Source organism: Paenisporosarcina sp. TG-14 (assembly GCF_000297555.1).
Taxonomy (GTDB): domain Bacteria; phylum Bacillota; class Bacilli; order Bacillales_A; family Planococcaceae; genus Paenisporosarcina; species Paenisporosarcina antarctica.
In genome coordinates this window covers 41,471-60,493 of record NZ_AMGD01000030.1, presented here as the reverse complement: position 1 = coordinate 60,493, position 19,023 = coordinate 41,471, and the positions used below count along the sequence as shown (strand labels likewise).

Genomic DNA, 19,023 nt, shown 5'->3' with positions numbered 1-19,023 from the left:
ATAAACGAGCGGTGGCATTGGCCACCGCTCGTTTATTTTGTTCAAAGATAAAAAACCACCATGATTTACGTTTCACGTAAGCTACCATCTACCATGAGAAGTATATAAAATTAATGTGCCAAAAACTCAGTGTTCAATATTTCACCGTATACTCAAATATTAGTGACAAGTGGTCAAACCTTTACAAAAAATCCTGCAAACCGAAATCTAATTGTTATTTATGGCCCTATAACAAGATGTATTCCAGCCCAAACCACACCAAATAAAATTATAGTTTGGTGTAGACACGAATAACACGTTATTAATTTACATAAATAGAATTTATAAGTTTTATTTCATTATGTCTTTAATCAATGGGAACACACCTCTTTGGAATTTCTCTTCACTTCGAGAAATTTGAAAGGGGCTTTTTTCATGTCAAAAGAAATTTAGCGTTCAAGAAGAAGTTGGGGAACGATTTTATCGGTTACCTAAGAATGGGTTTATCGCAATCAAACCGTTTGTATGTATTGAAACGACAAGTACGGCGGATGACGAAAATGAAATCCAAGGGGATGAGAATTCATTTTCGTCCATAGAGCCTCAACATTAAGTTAAATGATTTAACTTAAATAGTTTCAAAGTTTAATAAAGTTTAATAAATCTTTACAAATCTTAACAAATATTTACACTATTTTTACTGACCTTAGTGTTACTGTCTTTAATAATACATGAATATCTTATCAATCAAGTAATTGGTGAAATCGAGATGCCAACAATCTTAAAAGGAGTCTGATCAAACACAAAGAAAGATTGATGGATGATGAAATTAAGGTTACTGATATTTGAAGCATTATTTCAGACACTCATCCATTTTGACCGTCTATCAATATGAAGATACACTTCAATACTCAATAGAACGGACGCCAGAGAAGATTAAAAGTATACCGCGTGAAGGTGAGAATACCACAAAATTTAGGAGGTTGAGGATATGTTTGAGAGAATACAAGGATTCTTAGATACTTTATTTAGCGATATTCAAGGTACGTTTATTATCGTTTTTGCGATTGGCTTACTCATTTGTGCGATCGGGGTATGGGCTGGAGATGAACAAAATTCTCGGAAATTTAAGAATGGCATCAAACTCTGTGTATTTGGTGTGGTCTTGTTCTTACTAGCTCGTCCAATCATCCAATACGTTCAAGCGAATCTATAATCTAGAAAGATGTGATGAACATGCGTTCCGAAGATCATTTTGAACGACAAGAACGATACCGCTCTTCTGGAAAAGTTGAATTACCACTCAATATTGACACCAAAAAATATATATACGGAAACATTTCGTTTCAGGATGTATTTATTCTATCGCCTTTTGTAATCCTGGGTGCTGTCATTTCGTACATGTTATACCGAGTGGGTCATCTTGATCAGAAACTAATGCTGATTGCGTTTACACCCACTTTGCTGGTCGCAGTTTTTCAATTAACCAAACACCCGGTACGAAAAAACTTATCACTGTTGCAATACAGAGTGCTGTGGAAACTACAAGCAAGCTTGCGAAAGAAAGAATTTTATTATGCGAAAGGAGACTTGCCGATGAGCCGTAGTGAGGGAGATACACGTACCGAACTTGGACTTGCGAACATTGCCAATGGCTGCATCGAATCGTCGAGTCGCACCTTAATCAAAGTGTTGGAAGTATCATCAGTGAATTTATCGTTGATGAATGAAAGTGCAAAAGAACGCGTATTAGAAGCGTATCAATCGTTTTTGAATGATTCAGGGGAAAAACAGCTGCAAATTATGCAGGTGGCACAACCGATTAATTTAACGCATTATCACATGTGGTTTAATGAGCAACTCGAAACCGATGCGTCTTATGCAAAACGCGTGTTAAAACAAGGGTATCTCAATCAAATCGAGCGCATTCAAAAATCTAAAAGCATGGTAACACGAAAACGCTACCTGGTTATTTCCACACCTATGACGAGTTCGGAGAAAGATTACATGAAAATTGATACGACCGCGAATATTTTAAAATCTAAACTCGAACAGATGTTAAGTGGCTATGAAAAGCTCGATGTGAACGTGTTAAATAACGAAGAGTTGCTGAAGTTTTACTATGCGTGTATCGACTTTGAAGGGGCACAAGCCCAAGGCGAGAACATCATCAACAAAACCAATGCCAGTGCAGATGTCATCATCGGCAAAAATACAGCGAAAGAATTGCTGAACTATTACAAGAATCAACTAAATGATCGTTTTGAATAAGGAGGTGGCAGGGTGAACTGGTTCAAACAACTACTCCCAAGCAAAAAAGAAGAAACGAGTTTTGAAGAGACCGTACGCGGAATGAATCGATCGCTCCTCACGGTCTTAGCCCCTGATAACATTACGGAATATGATTCCTACGTTCGTGTCGGGGCGAACTACACACGCTCGTTATTGATTGTCGATTACGATCCGGTCCAAGACCAAAACAAAATCCAACAAGTCACCGAAATTCCGGAAAACGTGTCCATTATTAATTACGTGCAAGAGTACCACACAGGCGAGGTGCGTTCTCAGCTCGTCAAAAGCATTAAACAAAACCGCATGAAAATGAATACACGCTTTGCGGATGAAAACACCTTAATTGAATCTCAAGGCCAAATTGATAGTGCGTCTGACATGCTCAAAAATCTAGCATACCGTAATGATAAAATCTTCTTATTCCACACACTAATTCATGTCGTGGCGAGTTCCATTGATGAACTCGATCAGTTAACCACCACCGTGAAAAGTAAATTCTCCAAAATTGGGATTATCCATAACCCAACGGACCGGGCGATTGATGCCTTCCGTTCTTTCCTCCCCTTAAATGAAAATAAGGTCAATGAGTTGACCTATAAAATGAGTAACTCTGAAGCCATTTCGTATTTCTTTCCGTTTCATGAAAATGAAATGTTTTCCCAAACTGGCTTAATCAAAGGGCGAAATATGACGACCGGGAATGTCGTGATTGTCGACGATACCAAGTTACTTAACCGACATGAATTTGTCATTGGAATATCAGGGATTGGGAAATCCACCTACCTGTTTGCGAACATGACGAACAAGCACATGCTCGGCCGTAAAATTATTACAGTGGACCCTAAGGGTGAGTTTGGGCGCAATTACGCAGATCTCGGTGGGGCATGGGTGAAGTTTCAACTAAAAGGTGGGAATCGTATTAATCCCTTGGATCTCCCCAAAATCAGTGGAAAAATGATCATCGAAGAAACGGAGTTCGGCAATCTCCTGTTAACGAAAATCTCCAACTTATTGGTCATGTTTCGACTCATGTATAACGGCATGACAGACTTGCAAGAAGAGATTTTAAGTAACTATATCCAAAAAATTTATGCACAGAAAAATATCACAGATACCACAAATACCAGCGAATTAACCGCAACCGACTATCCCATCTTGCAAGACTTATATGAAATCATTGAAAAAGATAAAACAAATGATCCTTATTTATTTGATACAGTTCGAGATTTCCATACGACATTGAAGACCTATGTAACCGGGATGTATTCGGAACTATTTAACGGACACACAAACATTAACATCGATAATGACCTCATCTGTTACGACTTAAAAGAGATGAGCAACAATGAGAAGATTCAACGCATCTTGTTCTATAACATTCTGTCGCATACCACCTATGAAATCATGAGTGGCGACCGCAAGCCTAGTGAAATCTTTATTGATGAAGCTCATGTCATTGCGGATCCCAAGGTACCAAAAGCAATGGAATTCATTTATTTCATGATGAAAGTGCTGCGTTCGTTTAATTGTGGGATTACGACCGCCTCTCAATCGGTCGAGGATTTTTTATCCGCGCGTGATGAGAACCGAAACTACGGAAAAGCCATTATCACTCAATCGGTACAGCGTTTGTATTTACCGATGAGTGAAGAAGAATTGAAATATTTAGAAGAAGAACTCGGCAATACGTTTTCTAAAGGGGAACGAGAAACACTCATTTTAAAAGATGGGAAGAAAAAAGAACAAGTTGGAAAAGGAATTTTCTATACCGGTTCGAAAAAAATCAAACTAGAAGTACAACTCAATGACGTGACAAAAATGTTGTGGTTTGAACAGAAAAGCATTAATGACATCACGATGTAGAAGGAAGGGATGAGGAGATGAACGGGAAAGAGACCGCGAAGACACTTGGTCACTTGCTTCTCATGAAGATTTTCTTCAATCCCATCGGGTTAGTGGTGATCGGGATCGGCATCGTCCTTCTGGTGATTCCCGTTGTACTGTCCATGAACGGCAAAGACAAAGGATTGGATTTAGAAAACCCAGAAGGAAATGTACAAGCCATTTCGGGCACTGCAGGAGGCGCGTATTGCGCAGTGAATGGAGAAATTAACCAGGAAGCGTGGGAGGACAAAATCAGCACGGCTGGTGTCTTTTCAGGCAAAGGAAACCTCTTCATAAAGATTGCGGGTGAACAAGGCATAGACCCCGTTCTCATGGCGGCGATTGCACTGCACGAAACGGCTAGTGGCACCTCAAAAGCCGTCGTTACCAAAAATAACCCGGGTGGATTGATGGGGTCAGATGGACTCATGCAGTTTTCTACATTAGAAGAAGGACTTGCTTCAATGGGAAAAACGCTACACAACCGGATCATCACAGATGGAAAGGTTAGCATTAACAAATTGGGTTCGGTCTACGCTCCACTTGGGGCAGAAAATGACCCAACCAACTTGAACGCCCACTGGGTACCCACGATTACAGCGATAGTCAGTGCACTCGGCGGATTAACGATGAATTGCACGGTCGAGTCAGGAGAATTTGCGCAACCCATTCCGAATGTTCAAGTAAATTCCAATTATGGAGTACGCATTCATCCCATAACAGGGGAGATTGATAACCATCAAGGTGTAGATTTTGCCTGTAGTAATCCTGACCCGATATACGCAGCCAAGGATGGGAAAGTTGTGTATGCGGAATTTCCAAGTAGTTACCCAACGAATACATATGGCAACATCGTCGTCATTGCGCATGCAAATAATCTCTTTACGACGTATGCGCATTTAAGCCGCATTAGCGTAGAGGTGGGGCAAGAGATTGATCAGTTAGAAGTCATCGGGCAATGTGGCACAACGGGAAACTCGACAGGTGATCATCTTCATTTTGAAATCCAAACGGACGAGATGTTCGGAACCCGACTCAATCCGATGTCGTATTTAACGTCAGAAGATCCTGAATAAAGGGAGGGGCGATTATGCAAAGTCGCTTGAAACTCGTGAACGTGTTACTGATTGTCCTCTTGGTGGGGCTATCCCTCGTTCTTTTTAATGTAGGTGCAGCCAATCAAGACTTGAAACAAAAAAACACAGATTTATCGCATGATGTCGAAAAAATAAAATCATCTGACACCGAAGAAAAAGAAATATTCACCAAAACAGAAAGTTTTATTACTGACACCTTACAAGGCGGCTCGATTGACTATTTTACAAAACGTTACCGCAAAGAGGCGGAACAAATTATGTCAGACAATGAAACGAATCAAGACACGAATGTCAGTAAAATGAAGGACCTAGAGATTTATAACATTTCGGTTCGAAAGCAAGAAGACACCTACAAGGTATATGTGCTATACAAAGCAACCTTAACCGGGATTGATGAAGAGTTAGTCAAACCTGGGGATCAACCTCTCTTAATCTTGATGTCCACGGTTACATGGATACATGAAGGTGGGGAACTGAAGGTAGATGATCACGACTTGGAACCTCTCGTTTCAGGGGAACAGGTGATTGCGGAGATAGCTTTATAGACAGGAGACTCAAAAAGGGATGTGAACAGAGATGACCATCTTACAAAAAGTAATGAGGATGCAACGAAGAGTGAATGATCTCTTTGAGAACCTCATCAATCGACTCGCCAAAAAACAACTGGAGCAAGCGAGTCGCCAGTATGAATTGCAGTATGATAAGGCACTAAGTGCGCATGAAATACTCGAAATCAAAAAAGGCGTGGTCTTGAGAGTAGGGTTCTTCGTATGTATCCCTTTATTAATTCTGTTCATGACCCTTATGAATGGAGGTGTTAGCACATGAAGAAACACGTCATGTTCGTTTTTGGGGTGTTGTTGCTATCTATGTTTATGGTGAATGGTGTAGAAGCTGCAGAAGGCGAATTTATGGATGATACATTAGAAGATTATAAAAACACAGCAGAAGTAACTGCAGAGCAAGTAAATCGTGCCGAATCTTACATGGAAAATGGAATGTTTTTAGATAAATACGATTATGAAACGAATCAATTTGACTGTAAGTGGTATGAAGTGATGTGCCAAACAAATGGTTTCTTATTTACGACGGTCAGTGGTTTTGTATTTGGAGCAATTGATAGCTTTGGGAAATTTCAAATTGATTCTTCAATCATTACAGGAAATCCAATCTATGAAGGATATATGTTGAACTTTAAATCACTTGCATGGACGATGACGGCCATCTTTCTACTTTGGCAGACCGTGAAAATAGTCATCCTCTATTCCTCCAATGGGGATGAAGGGATGAATACGCTGTATGAAAAATTAATCGCCGTAGTCACAGGTTCCATTTTGTTAGGCATTTATGGAGAATTGTTTGAATGGATATTAGAAATGACGCATCTTCTGACCGAGATGCTGTTAACGAGTCCGGTTACACACTACAAGATGATGCAGGTGCTGGCGGTTAATTCCGTCGGTTATGGGATTATCTTGATGTTGGTTGTGTCAGTCATTCTATTCGTTTTCTTTTTATCCATCCTGTACCGAACCGTCCTGTTTGTCGTTCTGTATATTACCGGAGTATTGGCGATTCCAACCATTGTAAATGATCAATATAATTTCTTTAGTTTATGGCTTAAAATCGTCATTAGTAACGTCTTAACATTAACGCTGCAATTGTTGTGCTTTGTTTTGGGCGTGAAAACGTTAGTTAATATGCAAAACGGGAACTTTTTAATTGGGATGATATTTTTCATCATTGGACTATCCATCCCTGCGTTATTGAATCAATTTGGTGCATCTACAGGATCTGCGAAGGCAATAGGCTCGACAGTCAAATACGTAGCAAAGTATGTGAAATAATAAAGTGAGTGTAGTCAATTGAAGAAATTAATAATATCGTCCACTTTATTTAGTGCTCATGCTAGGGGGTTCAAAAGGAACCTGCAGATACAGATATGATGAAAGGATGATAAGAAGATGGTCATTCGAACGATTGCAAATAAGGTGGGGACATTTGAGATTGAAATGAATACCATTTCCTATTTACAACCACTATCGACGTTCAATACACAAGAGATGAATCAAGTACAGAAATGGTATAAAGATAAAATGTACACACTGCAAGAATCTACCCTGTATCTACCCGCAAGAGACATCAGTTTTCAATCTGGACAAGTCTGTTATACATATGATGTGACCGGTCTCAAATCATTTAATGCCTTAAAAACGATGTATTTAGAAGACAAATTACCCTACTACCTGTCATTGATTCAACTGGCGAAAGAAAAACAAGGTGAGGTTTTGTGGGAGACGGAAAATCTAGTCATTGATGGAGAAGAAGCATCGGTGAAAGCGCTCGTTATGGAACACCAAGCTTTTGCTATTGAAAACGAGAAATCTCCACTCAGTGCAGTGAAAGATTTGATCGTTATCTCGCTAACGAACTTACAACAAGTGTATGGTCGACCTAAACGTAGTGACTTTTTCGAACAAAATGAAGAGGTAATTAATTTTGCGGAAATGATTTATTTACGGTTAGACTCGCTTGATCAAATGGCATCTTTCGTCCAATCGTTGTTCGATGAAATACAAGAGCGAAAACAAATAGAACAAGAAGAGCTAGGGCAAGAACTAGCCAACAAAAAGCGCTTTTCGATATCTAAACTTGTTCCAGTTCGGTTTCTCCAACATAATTCCGAGAAAAAACCTGAAATACGAACTGATTTACCATCTTCTCAGCCAACAAAGAAAGCGAAAAGTAAAAAAGAAGACAATATTCGTTTCTTAATAGGAGCAGCTGCCATTTTAGTAGTGGCGCTTTTACTGAATATCCTGTTAACGGGTGCTAACAAGAATGCAGAATCGCCTGAAGGAAAACCAGCTGCACATCAAGAAGAAAAAGATGTAGAGCAAGTATATCTGGAAGGACTGTTAGGGGATACCGAAAGTGTTATGAAGGTGCTCGAAGCAAAAGATTATGACCATATAAATAAAGACGAGACAGAGTTGTTGCATCAACTTTGGATAAAACATGGATCCTATGAAAAATATCTCGAAAAAGATGAGCTTGCCGTCAGTCGATTAACGGAATACATGACTAAGAAAAATCTACGGGATGAATTAGATCAATTACAAGAAATTTTGAAAGTGTCAAATCCACACATTGGTTTTGCTAACGGAGTCTTGGAAAGAGAGTGGGATCAAGTCCTTGCGAATCGAGAGGGTATTGAGCTAACAGAAGATAGGAAAACACATATCGTAACAGCTTTTCTTCAAGTAGGAGACATTAAGGCAGCTAAGACATTTGTCAGTGAAAAAGCATCAAAGAATGATGGATTGATGAATCGTATAGTAACAGCCGAGAAAAAACAAGTAGAGATGGCCACTTTAGAAGAAAAAAAAGTTAATCTTCAAAAAACAATTGATGACAGTAAAGATGTAGGTAAAGTCACAGAAGCCAAACAAAAAATGGATGTAGTTAAAAGTGAATTGAATGAATTAAAAAAGAGTAATGGACTATGAGGTGAAGGGAGATTGCATACAAAACGGATTGAGAAAAATTAAGAATCATAATGTCCAGAGATATTTACATAAGAAAAAGACAATGTCCCTCCCTAAAAGAGTGAGGAGTGTAGTAAAAGTAATTTATTTTTTTAAATTATTGGATACAAGTTGAAGTTTTATGAAAAGTGGACGATTGAAAACGATAATTTCTAGAAAAAATCCCCCAACAAACTCTGTTTGCTGGGGGATTTTTATGCTTGTTATTAGCTATGTCGGGGCTTGCCCATAGTATGTAGGAGCGTCAACGAAATGGGATAAATTACACTTCTGCAGTCTTAGATCATGGTACTTTTGCATGTTGACGAAGAGTATTGTAATCATTTAACATTACCAGTGTAATTGATAACGATTATCATTATCAATGTGATCTCGTACTGATTAATAAAAATTCCTGGATAGCTGAAAGTGAGAGTTGAAGTGACTATGATCCATATTGAAAATACAAAACGGACACAGTTGTTGAGTGAAGAAGAATCCGAAACGTTAGATTACCTTAAGCGGGAAGAATCTGATCTGGAGGAATCATATATAAAAAATATTCTAGCAGGAAGAAGAGGAATCTCTCAACGGCTTTTTCAAGCACTTATCAGAGAACAGATAATTGATGACAAGCGGATTTTATGGCTGACAGGAATGAAAAACAGTATTTCAATAAAACTACCTAGTGGAAACGTACTTCACACTGACATCAAAAAGCGCCATTCACTGGGACGATTCGATGTAGATGGTGATCTATTTGTTCAAGGTGAACAGTTTTCTAAGATTCTCGCACATCCTGCGGAGCTTCTGGAGTTGTTAAAGAATGAAGGGTTATTAAAAGAAGCAACAGCAGAACAGTATCTTCGCTTTAAACTGGAGATTCTAAATGGGGCAGCTAACTTCACATTAGCCTTAACAGGTGCCGATCGAAGAAAAAAAAACTTAACTGCTACTGCTCATTTATTACATATTCAGACTTCACTTGAGTGGGTTATGCATCAGAAAAAAGTAGATAAAAGGTTCAGTCCCCTTGCTTTTTATGAACAATGGGTTGTAGAAGGCCATCCACTCCATCCAGGAACCAAAACAAAATTCGGTGTTAGTACTGCAGATGTCATCAAGTACTCACCAGAGTGGGGCGGTAATCCGAAAGTTGCATTTGTAGCTGTTTCGAAAAAGTATTGCCGCACCACGTCAATCGATGAACAATCCGTTACAAGCCTTTTATATCAAGAATATGAAGGATTACAGTCCGTTGTGGATAAAACTTTACATAGCTTGGGATTGAAAGTTGATCAGTTTGAAATAATTCCCGTTCACCCTTGGCAGTTTGAACATACATTACCCACTTTGTACAAAGTAGAAATCGAGATGAAGAGAATCGTTCCTATTTTAAGTTTTCATATTCCTACTCAGTCGTTGGTTTCTTTTCGTTCGCTAGCCCCCATCCAAGATCGCGGACAGGGAAGGCACCATATTAAAACAGCGGTCAATATTCAAACTACCAGTGCTGTTCGTACCGTTTCTCCCAATTCGGTAGAGAACGGACCTATTCTTTCTAAAATAATGGCCAGCATATTAGAAAAAGAGAATGATTTTGAAGGTCGTTTTATTGTATTACAGGAACGGTCAGGTGCTTATTACAACCCACTTGCACAATCGCTGTCAGAAGAAGAAAGTTGGACATTTAAAGCGAATTTAGGGTCCCTTTTACGGGAGAATCCTGAGAACCATATTAAAGAAGAAAATGAAATACCGATGGCGGCTGCAGCGCTTCTTGCGGAGTCACCCATAAGCGGCAAGCTTATTGCCGTTGAACTGGTTGAGGAATTGGCTACGCACTATCAATTGTCTGATCACAAAGAGGCAGCGTCTTTATTTATCCGAAAATATGCTGAGGCATCACTACCAGGATTTCTGACGTTAATGGTTCGATATGGAATTAGTTTAGAAGGACATATGCAAAATAGTGTGAGTGTTTTTCGAAATGGCGAGCTAGTACGTATTCTTTTAAGGGACTTCGGTGGTATCAGAATTTTGCCGGAAAGATTAGAGAACCATGGATATGATGCGAAGTTTTATCCTGGCTCTTCAATCGTCACGGATCAAGTAGATCAGTTAAGAAATATTATTTCGTATTCCGTTATTCAAAACCATTTTGCCGAATTGATTACATGTCTGGTTAGATCTTTAGAAATAGATGAGGACAGGCTATGGGAGCAGGTGGCGATTGTTTGTAAAGCTGTATTTGAAGAGCTTAAGAAGGATTCTTCTATTGCACAACAAGCTGAGGCAGATGAGAACGAACTTTTTCAGCCAACAATACATTTAAAAGCATTGACGACTATGCGCCTGCAGGGGGACATCACAGCTTACACATTTAGCAAAGTTCCGAACCCCTTGATGAAATGGAATGGAGAGATTCAATCATGACTACAATTTCAATAGAACTTCCTGAAAAAAATAGAATCCTGACAGCAGAAAAGAATTTCAGTGAGGAGCATTTATTCAGTGATGAATTTACCATTCTACATTTCTTGAAGGACAATTTCCCGGACATAGCACCTGCTTATGAATTGTCCGTTGAAAAAGGGCGCCAAGGAATATTAAACCGTCTGGCAGGCTCGATGGTACGTGAAGATATTATGGGGCTGACGTCAGACTCATATGATTTGTTCGTGATGGACACAACTTATGCAATAAATGTTCCAGTCATTAATGATTATTGGAAAAAAGTAATGAAGGAACTCCATACATATGGCTTGAATAATGGTGACACTTACAAACTATATCCTCTTTCCGAGAAGAATTTCCTCATGATTCCGGTCGGTCAAACCTATGCGTTTAACCGGGCAGAAGTAGATGGACAGATTTTACAAGTTTCTGAAGTCGGAATTAACCCAATTGATAACGTGGTGGAACTGCTTCATTTGATGAGTGAGAAAGAACAGATTTACCAGGAAAAAGGGCAAAGTTCATGGGTGAAACTGGAGGAAGAATTAACGAATGGTAGTGCGAATCTGTCACTTTCCTATGCCTACTGGGAACTGAAGAAAAAAGAACTTCAGCAAAAGGCAAGTGAACATGAAATCACCAATACGATTGATTGGGTTTTGTTCAGAAAGAAACAAGACCCTGGATTTGATTCGAGTCTATTTTTTGAACAACTAAGTATTGAAGGACATAACCTCCACCCAGGCGCGAAGACGAAAGTAGGCATGGACCCAGAAGATGTGTTTCGTTATTCTCCTGAATTTGATGGAGTAGCAGATTTACAGTTTGTAGGGATTCGAAAAGATTACGCAGAGTGGAAACAGGAAGAGGAGAATGAAAAGAATGCAAATGCTTTTCTTTTTAACGAGTACCCAGAGTTACCAAGAACAATCGAAAAACAATTTTCGAAATGCCAACTTCAAGTAGATGATTATGTGTTTGTCCCAGTGCATCCTTGGCAAATGGAACATGCGATACCTGATATTTATGAAACTGAAATTCAACAACGAATAGTCATACCTATACAGGGTCTAAAGATTCCAAGTGGTGCAACCTCTTCTTTTAGAACTTTAGTGCCTCTGAAGGCAGGGACTAAACACTCGATAAAAGTAGCAATCAACAGTCAGATGACCTCTACTGTCCGCTCTATATCCGCTAATACGACAAATAATGCTACGGTAATCACACGACTTATTCGTTTAGTAATGGAGAGGGAACAAGAGTTGACTAAAACATTTGTTCCAGTATGTGAATGCGCAGGTTTTAATTTTAAACTGAACAAAATAGGAGATCTTTCAGATAATCAAAAATTAAAGAACAGGAATTTATCTGCAGTTTTACGGGAGAATGTAGAAACATTCGTTAACTTGGACGAAGTAGCTATCGTTGGTAGCTCACTTTTTGGTCAATCACCAATCACCGAAAAAACAATTCTTGTTGAGTTAATTGAGAAGTATGCAGAAGAACGTAAGGAACCTTCCATCTGCAAGGCTGCGTTTCAATTCGTTTCCGAATATGCATCTATTGCACTGCCAGGCTTTCTGACACTAATGGTAAAGTACGGAATTGGTCTGGAAGGTCATTTACAAAACAGTGTGATGGTGTTCAAAAATGGTCGCCCTGTTCGAATGTTGTTCAGAGACTGGGGAGGTAGCAGAATCTATTTAAACAGGCTCGAACAAGCAGGATTACAAATCGAATTTTATCCGAATTCAGCAACAGCTACAAATTGTTTAAAAGAAATGCATAACAAAGTTTTTTATACGGTATTGCAAAATCACTGTGGAGAGTTGTTATTGCAGGTTTGCCAACAATTCGGACTGAAAGAAGAAGAGTTGTGGAAGGAAATTCATATGATTTGTGAAACGGTTTTTAATCAGCTTGAGACCACAACATATGCTGAAAATGCCCGTTTAGACAGAGCCGCTTTTTATCAAGAAAAAGTAGATTATAAAGCACTGACAAAAATGCGGTTAAAACCGGAAGCAAAGGATTATTCGTATACAAGCGTACCTAACCCTCTTTTTGAATGTCATCGGAAGGAAGTATAACTTTACATGTCAAACGTAGATATTCAATCTCAGATGTCACGTTTTGCCCTGAATTCAAGAGTTTTTCAGATATTCATGTCGGGCAGCTTGGTGACACGGGTAGGAGATTGGATGGATTTAGTCGCATTGAATTGGGCGGTGCTTCAATTAACAAATTCTCCGCTGATGTTAGGGGTAGTTAATGCTTGCCGCCTACTTCCAACTTTTTTACTTAGCGTACCAGCTGGGGTATTGGCAGATCGTTATGATCGACGAAAGCTATTAATCTTCATTCAAATAGGAATGATGTTCTTGACGTTCTGCTTAGGATATCTTTTGGATTCAGGTCCAGTATTGTTTTGGGCTTTTATCTTGATTGTCACGCTACGGTCGATGCTTGCAGCTATGGATTCACCCATCCGCAATGCTTTAGTGCCAAACCTTGTGACGCCAAACGCTATGTCTAGTGCAATTGCTATTAATACGCTCGTCATCAATCTTTCTCGTATTATTGGACCGGCGCTTGCAGGAATGTTGCTTGCCGTCACGGATATTGCCAATATATTTTATATCAATGCATGGGGGACGTTAGGTGTACTCATATCTTTAGTCGTGATTCGTTCTCATGCTGTCCCCCAATTTACTAAAAAGAATAGAGAAAAAACAACGTTCAGAGAGGCTGCAGATTATGTGAAGAATCAGCCTTCCGTTCAATCATTGCTCATGTTGGCTATAGTACCCATGATCTTTGGTTTTCCTTACACAACAATGATGCCGTTATTTGCCCGGGACCTACTCAATCTTGGACCAGAAGGGTTTGGACTGCTTCTATCTATTTCATCAATTGGTGCTTTGGTAGGGGGAACCTGGCTGTCTCTTGGCAAAGAAATTAAGGGGGCAGGCAAGTGGTTGATTTGTTCCATTATGGGATTTGGTTTATCTTTGCTGTTCTTTATCGTTGCTCAAAGCTTCTTACAAGCAGGACTCGCTATGTTTCTTGTCGGTTTAACAAGCCAAACGTACAGAACGATGAGCCGTATTACACTTCAAATGCATGTTCCCGACCAACTTCGTGGCAGGGTTTTGAGTATCGCGTTAATGGATAGAGGGTTTATTCCGTTAGGGGCCATCCTTTTAGGTGCTATTGCCACATGGGCTGGGACTTCTTGGGCGGGTATTGTGATGGGGGGAGGCTGTATTGCGATTACATCAATTATATTAACGATAAGACGTCAAATATGGAATTTATAGGAGAGTGTTCATTTTTTATGATGGAAAATACCGTGAAATCCCTCAGAATGGAACAAAAGAAACCGTTTTGTGCTTATTTATATGACTTACCAAAGCTTCGCAACCATGTTCATAAGCTGACCACATCACTTCCTTCAGTAAGTCGTTTATTTTATGCGATAAAAGCTAACTCAGATGAGACACTTCTAAGGACCTTAGCTCCCATCGTTCATGGATTTGAAGTGGCTTCACTAGGGGAAATAGAAAAAGTTCGAGCTGTAGACAAAGACATTCCTATTCTCTTCGGTGGCCCTGGGAAAACGCAGGATGAAATTGAAGGAGCTATTGATCACACAGTGACGCTCATAAATGTCGAGAGTTTACATGAGTTACAGCTGGTTAATTACATCGCCAGTCAAAAAGGGACCACTGTGGATATTTTGCTGCGCGTTAATTTACGCAGTTCAGTACCAAATGCTCGATTGAAGATGGCAGGCGTTCCGACACAATTTGGGATTGATGAATTTAACATACGGAATGCGATTTTATTGGCTAAAAGTCTGTTGAATATTACCCTGCGAGGTTTTCATTTTCATGCTATGTCCAACAATCTTGATTCCAAAGCCCATGCTGAATTTGTGGGCCGTTGTTTTGAACTATCAAAAACGTGGGAGGAGAACTTTGCTTTAGATATTTCCTACTTAAACGTAGGAGGAGGCATCGGTATCAATTATCAGGATATTGAAAATCAGTTCAACTGGATGGACTTTATGGATCGTTTAAACAAAGTACTAGCAAAGCACAAAGAAACCAATTGGAAAGTGCTGTTTGAATGCGGTCGCTACATCACCTCTTCGTGCGGACACTATGCAGTGGAGGTATTAGATATCAAACAAAATCATGGCGAATACTTTTGTATAGTACGGGGAGGAAGCCATCAGCTCAGACTTCCGGCAGCCTGGAAGCAGAGTCACCCTTTTACAATCATACCAATAGAAAAATGGTCATACCCTTTTATCCGTCCCGAAATAAATGAAGCGGTCGTAACTGTTGCAGGAGAGTTATGTACACCAAATGACATATTGGCTAGAAATATCAACGTACCTAGTCTAAGAGCAGGAGATATCCTGCTTTTTAGCTATGTAGGCGCATACGGCTGGGCTATTTCCCATCATGACTTTCTCAGTCATCCACATCCGGATCATTATTACATAGAAGCGGACACTATTAGCGGTTCTGGGTCGAAAATGGAAGCATCAAATAAATCGGATAGCACACCAGCGGAAGGAATGCCCGAAACAAAATAAACGAGCGGTGGGATTGCCTACCGCTCGTTTATTTTGTTCTTTAGCGTATGTTGCTTCATGTTTGGATCCTTTCGCACTAAACTAAACCTTCGGCCTCTTGTTTTTAAAAGATGCCGGACACTTTTTTCTTATCATTAGAATTTGAACTGACAGTGATTACTTACAAAATGCACGGAAAGACTTTCATTAAAGGTGAAGTGAAAAACATAATAGGTTTTAATAAGGAATTAAGTGCGGAAGGGTTTGAATAGTGATACACTTTCTTTTTAGTTATTGAGGTAATAGGAGGATAAAGATGAAAGATATTTTATTTATATTAGTATTACAATTGATTTATGTTCCAACTTTTACACTGAGAACAATCATGCTGGTAAAGGGAAGGTCCGCAGCTGCTTCACTTTTAGGTTTTGCAGAAGCATTGATTTATGTGTTTGGTTTGTCAATAGTGTTCAGTGGAGATCAGAGCTTTATGACAATGTTTGTGTATGCTCTAGGTTTTGGTGTAGGGATATTAATTGGTACAAAAATCGAGCATGAACTTGCGATAGGTTACACTACACTACAAGTAATTCTTACCAATAAAAATGAAACACTTATAGAACAACTTCGAAGCGAAGGATATGGGGTTACTACATTTGTTGGTCAAGGTAGAGATGAAGCCCGCTATAAACTGGAGATATTAACAAAGCGTAATCAAGAAGAGGGTTTGTATGAATTAATACAGGAGTATGAACCTAATGCTTTCATTATTGCGTATGAACCAAAGACATTCAAAGGCGGTTTCTGGGTAAAATCAATGAAAAAACGAAAAAAGAAAAAGAAGATCCAAGGACCCATTAACAAAGATTCAATGATTTAACATAAAACACCCTAAACCGATAAGAAATTATCGGTTTTTTGGACTATAAAAATACCGGATTTTTTCTATATAATGGTTCTCATAACATCTAACGTTGGATTCACACATTAAAAGTTTAGGGAAAAATTACAAGAAACTACATTTGAAAAATCACTCATTTATAAAAATATGTTTGATAATTCTAAATAGTTTGTTATAATTTCATCACACGTTATAACCACCGAATAAATGGTTATAACAAAAACGGGGGTGGAGTTTACATGTTTGGCGTGCCTGTTCCGATATGGTATTTAGTAGCTTTACTTGTATTTGTTGCTGTTTTGTTCGTGGTATTCCGGAGGCCAATGTATGAAGTTATGACATTGTCATTTGTTTTTATTATTGTAATTTCAGGGTCATATGAATTGTTTTGGGGTTCACTTTTATTTCCATCAACTAGTTCTTTATTTTATGCCATCTTTGCTTTTATGGTTGTAGCGATAATATTTGATAGTACTAAAGTTGTAAACAGCATTATTCAGTTAATGTTATCTGTGGTGGGGAGATTTAAGGGCGGTGCGGGATATGTAGCCTTATTAGGAAGTACGTTTATGGCATCTTTATCAGGAACGGGTCCTGGTAACGTAGCAACTACTGGTGTATTTACAATTCCCATGATGAAGCGTTCGAATTTTTCTCCTGCTTTGGCAGCTAGTACTGAAATGTCTGCGAGTATGTTGGGCAATATCATCCCTCCTTCTGGAATTGTTATTTTATCATTTGGAATTCTACAGGAAGTGTACCCTGACAGTATTTCATTAAGCAGTTGGATGGTTGTTGCATACGGAATTGGTTTTTGGTTTTTCGCTCAACGTTTGCTTACTTTATGGGTATTATGTCGTATTTATAAAGTGAAACCAGTTCTGAAAGAAGATTTACCAACGTTTAAGAAGAGCTTTAAAAAGGGATGGCCTGCATTATTATTGCCAGCATTAATCTTTATTCCGTTATTGATCGATTCCCAATTTAAAGACTTCATCATAGGGCGAATCGGAGAAGATGGTGCACGTGCATATTCTTCATCTGTTTTAATGTTCACTCCAGGATTAGCAGGGGCTTACGCCATTGCTATTGGGCGAAAAGCACTTCCAGCAAGTCGTATAAACTTCAATAATATTTTTACTATGTTTCGTTCTTCTTTAATAAAAGTTGTACCGATTGGTGTAACAATCTATATGGCTTATGCCACATCCCAAATTTTTATTGGTTTAGGAATGGAATCGGTTGTGAAAGAATGGTTTGTATCTTTAGGTTTTAGTGTTACGGCTTTGATATTTATTTTACCGCTGTTTTTTATGGTTCTCGGTATGATTTTACCAGGTTCAGCTCAAGTAGCTATTTTGGGAGGAGCCATGATAGCAGTATTTGGAGCTCATGGAGGAAACCCGGTTTTACTGGCTGCAATGCTTCCGGCAATGACAGGAGCTCTAGAAGGTATGACTCCTCCTCTTGCTTTAGGCTTATTTGTAGCTATGGGTATTGCAGGTTCATCATTTAGGGAAACTTCCAAGCTGGCAGTTTTGTGGATTGTAATCCACATTGCCTTAAGCATGGTATTGCTCGCAGGGTTATTACCTATATTCGGACTAAAATAAGGAGGGGTATTTCAATGTTTAATAACTTATTGGAGAAAGTCTATACTTGGTTAGCGCTATTAACATTGGTATTAGGTATAGTTGTTGCTTTGATGTTTGCCGTAACAATAGTTATTGGAGGAGTTCCGGGTGAAAGTATTGCTATATTGGCAGGTAAAATAATGACTTGGGGAATTAAATTAGCCGCAGTAGCTACATTGGCAGGGATTATTCATATTTACGTAAGTAAACAACATACGTTAACCATAAATGTGGAAAAGGTTGAAGAGTATTGAAGACAGCATTGGAGAACGTAATGAAGAAATAGAACCCCTAAAAAGTATTGCTTTGTAATGAGGCGGTATTCACGTTTGTTAGTGGAAGTGACTGTTCGAGAGAATGATCTTAATTCAGGACAACCCCTCTAATATGTAGAACTATTCATCGTAAAAGAGGAACTATTCTTTCATTACCGAAAAATTAATCCATATGTTTACGCAGGTTGCCAGGGGAGTTATGGACACACCAACTGTAGCATTATTCGAAACAAAATAAACGAGCGATGGGATTGCCCACCGTTCGTTTATTTTGTTCTTTAGCTTATGTTGCTTCATGTTGCATCCGAGGCATTCCGGAACCTGATCAATTAAGTTTCAGACTTACTATTTATTTGCACCTAACGATCGTAAAAAATTAGCTTATTACTAAT

Annotated in this window: 16 protein-coding genes; 15 read left to right on the top strand and 1 reads right to left on the bottom strand. The window is 39.0% G+C overall.

What is annotated here, in order from left to right:
• Window positions 1-970 precede the first annotated feature (970 nt).
• The 3 genes from C406_RS0110715 to C406_RS0110705 are packed head-to-tail and all read left to right on the top strand — an operon-like array spanning window position 971 to window position 4,134.
• Complete coding sequence (locus tag C406_RS0110715) at window positions 971-1,195, top strand: hypothetical protein (RefSeq protein ID WP_017380621.1); 225 nt, start codon at window positions 971-973, stop codon at window positions 1,193-1,195.
• 20 nt (window positions 1,196-1,215) lie between these two features.
• Entirely contained in the window at window positions 1,216-2,250 is a 1,035-nt protein-coding gene (locus C406_RS0110710) for a hypothetical protein (RefSeq protein WP_017380620.1), read from the top strand.
• Window positions 2,251-2,262: 12 nt separating this feature from the next.
• On the top strand, window positions 2,263-4,134 hold the full coding sequence (locus C406_RS0110705) for a VirB4 family type IV secretion system protein (protein WP_017380619.1): 1,872 nt from the start codon (window positions 2,263-2,265) through the stop codon (window positions 4,132-4,134).
• 49 nt (window positions 4,135-4,183) lie between these two features.
• Here C406_RS0110705 and C406_RS21050 read toward each other — a convergent pair whose 3' ends face one another.
• Window positions 4,184-4,435, bottom strand: a complete 252-nt coding sequence (locus C406_RS21050) for a hypothetical protein (protein ID WP_237740544.1) — start codon at window positions 4,433-4,435, stop codon at window positions 4,184-4,186.
• A gap of 52 nt (window positions 4,436-4,487) precedes the next feature.
• Between C406_RS21050 and C406_RS0110700 the strand changes: the two genes are divergently transcribed.
• From C406_RS0110700 to C406_RS0110645, 12 genes are all read left to right on the top strand, one after another.
• Window positions 4,488-5,231, top strand: coding sequence for a M23 family metallopeptidase (locus C406_RS0110700; protein ID WP_237740543.1), 744 nt, complete (start codon window positions 4,488-4,490; stop codon window positions 5,229-5,231).
• A gap of 14 nt (window positions 5,232-5,245) precedes the next feature.
• Window positions 5,246-5,797: a hypothetical protein gene (locus C406_RS0110695; protein ID WP_017380617.1), complete on the top strand. Its 552-nt coding sequence runs from the start codon at window positions 5,246-5,248 to the stop codon at window positions 5,795-5,797.
• Between the two features lie 58 nt (window positions 5,798-5,855).
• The gene (locus C406_RS0110690; RefSeq protein ID WP_192812599.1) at window positions 5,856-6,080 is read left to right on the top strand and encodes a hypothetical protein; all 225 of its coding nucleotides are present in this window, start codon (window positions 5,856-5,858) and stop codon (window positions 6,078-6,080) included.
• On the top strand, window positions 6,077-7,099 hold the full coding sequence (locus C406_RS0110685) for a conjugal transfer protein TrbL family protein (RefSeq protein ID WP_017380615.1): 1,023 nt from the start codon (window positions 6,077-6,079) through the stop codon (window positions 7,097-7,099). Before C406_RS0110690 ends, C406_RS0110685 begins: the two co-directional genes overlap by 4 nt.
• Before the next feature lie 117 nt (window positions 7,100-7,216).
• Window positions 7,217-8,761, top strand: a complete 1,545-nt coding sequence (locus C406_RS0110680; RefSeq protein ID WP_017380614.1) for a hypothetical protein — start codon at window positions 7,217-7,219, stop codon at window positions 8,759-8,761.
• A 447-nt stretch (window positions 8,762-9,208) separates the two neighbouring features.
• A complete protein-coding gene (locus C406_RS0110675; RefSeq protein ID WP_017380613.1) occupies window positions 9,209-11,215 on the top strand; it encodes an IucA/IucC family protein in 2,007 nt (668 codons plus the stop codon).
• Window positions 11,212-13,326, top strand: coding sequence for an IucA/IucC family protein (locus C406_RS0110670; protein ID WP_017380612.1), 2,115 nt, complete (start codon window positions 11,212-11,214; stop codon window positions 13,324-13,326). The genes C406_RS0110675 and C406_RS0110670 overlap by 4 nt, the downstream gene beginning before the upstream one ends.
• A gap of 6 nt (window positions 13,327-13,332) precedes the next feature.
• On the top strand, window positions 13,333-14,556 hold the full coding sequence (locus tag C406_RS0110665) for an MFS transporter (protein ID WP_026045672.1): 1,224 nt from the start codon (window positions 13,333-13,335) through the stop codon (window positions 14,554-14,556).
• Window positions 14,544-15,842 (top strand): type III PLP-dependent enzyme, encoded by a 1,299-nt coding sequence (locus C406_RS0110660; protein ID WP_017380610.1) that lies wholly within the window; start codon window positions 14,544-14,546, stop codon window positions 15,840-15,842. The genes C406_RS0110665 and C406_RS0110660 overlap by 13 nt, the downstream gene beginning before the upstream one ends.
• A gap of 295 nt (window positions 15,843-16,137) precedes the next feature.
• Window positions 16,138-16,701, top strand: a complete 564-nt coding sequence (locus tag C406_RS0110655) for a DUF2179 domain-containing protein (RefSeq protein WP_017380609.1) — start codon at window positions 16,138-16,140, stop codon at window positions 16,699-16,701.
• Window positions 16,702-16,961: 260 nt separating this feature from the next.
• The gene (locus C406_RS0110650) at window positions 16,962-18,335 is read left to right on the top strand and encodes a TRAP transporter large permease subunit (protein WP_017380608.1); all 1,374 of its coding nucleotides are present in this window, start codon (window positions 16,962-16,964) and stop codon (window positions 18,333-18,335) included.
• Between the two features lie 14 nt (window positions 18,336-18,349).
• Window positions 18,350-18,610, top strand: a complete 261-nt coding sequence (locus tag C406_RS0110645; RefSeq protein ID WP_017380607.1) for a hypothetical protein — start codon at window positions 18,350-18,352, stop codon at window positions 18,608-18,610.
• Window positions 18,611-19,023: the final 413 nt, after the last annotated feature.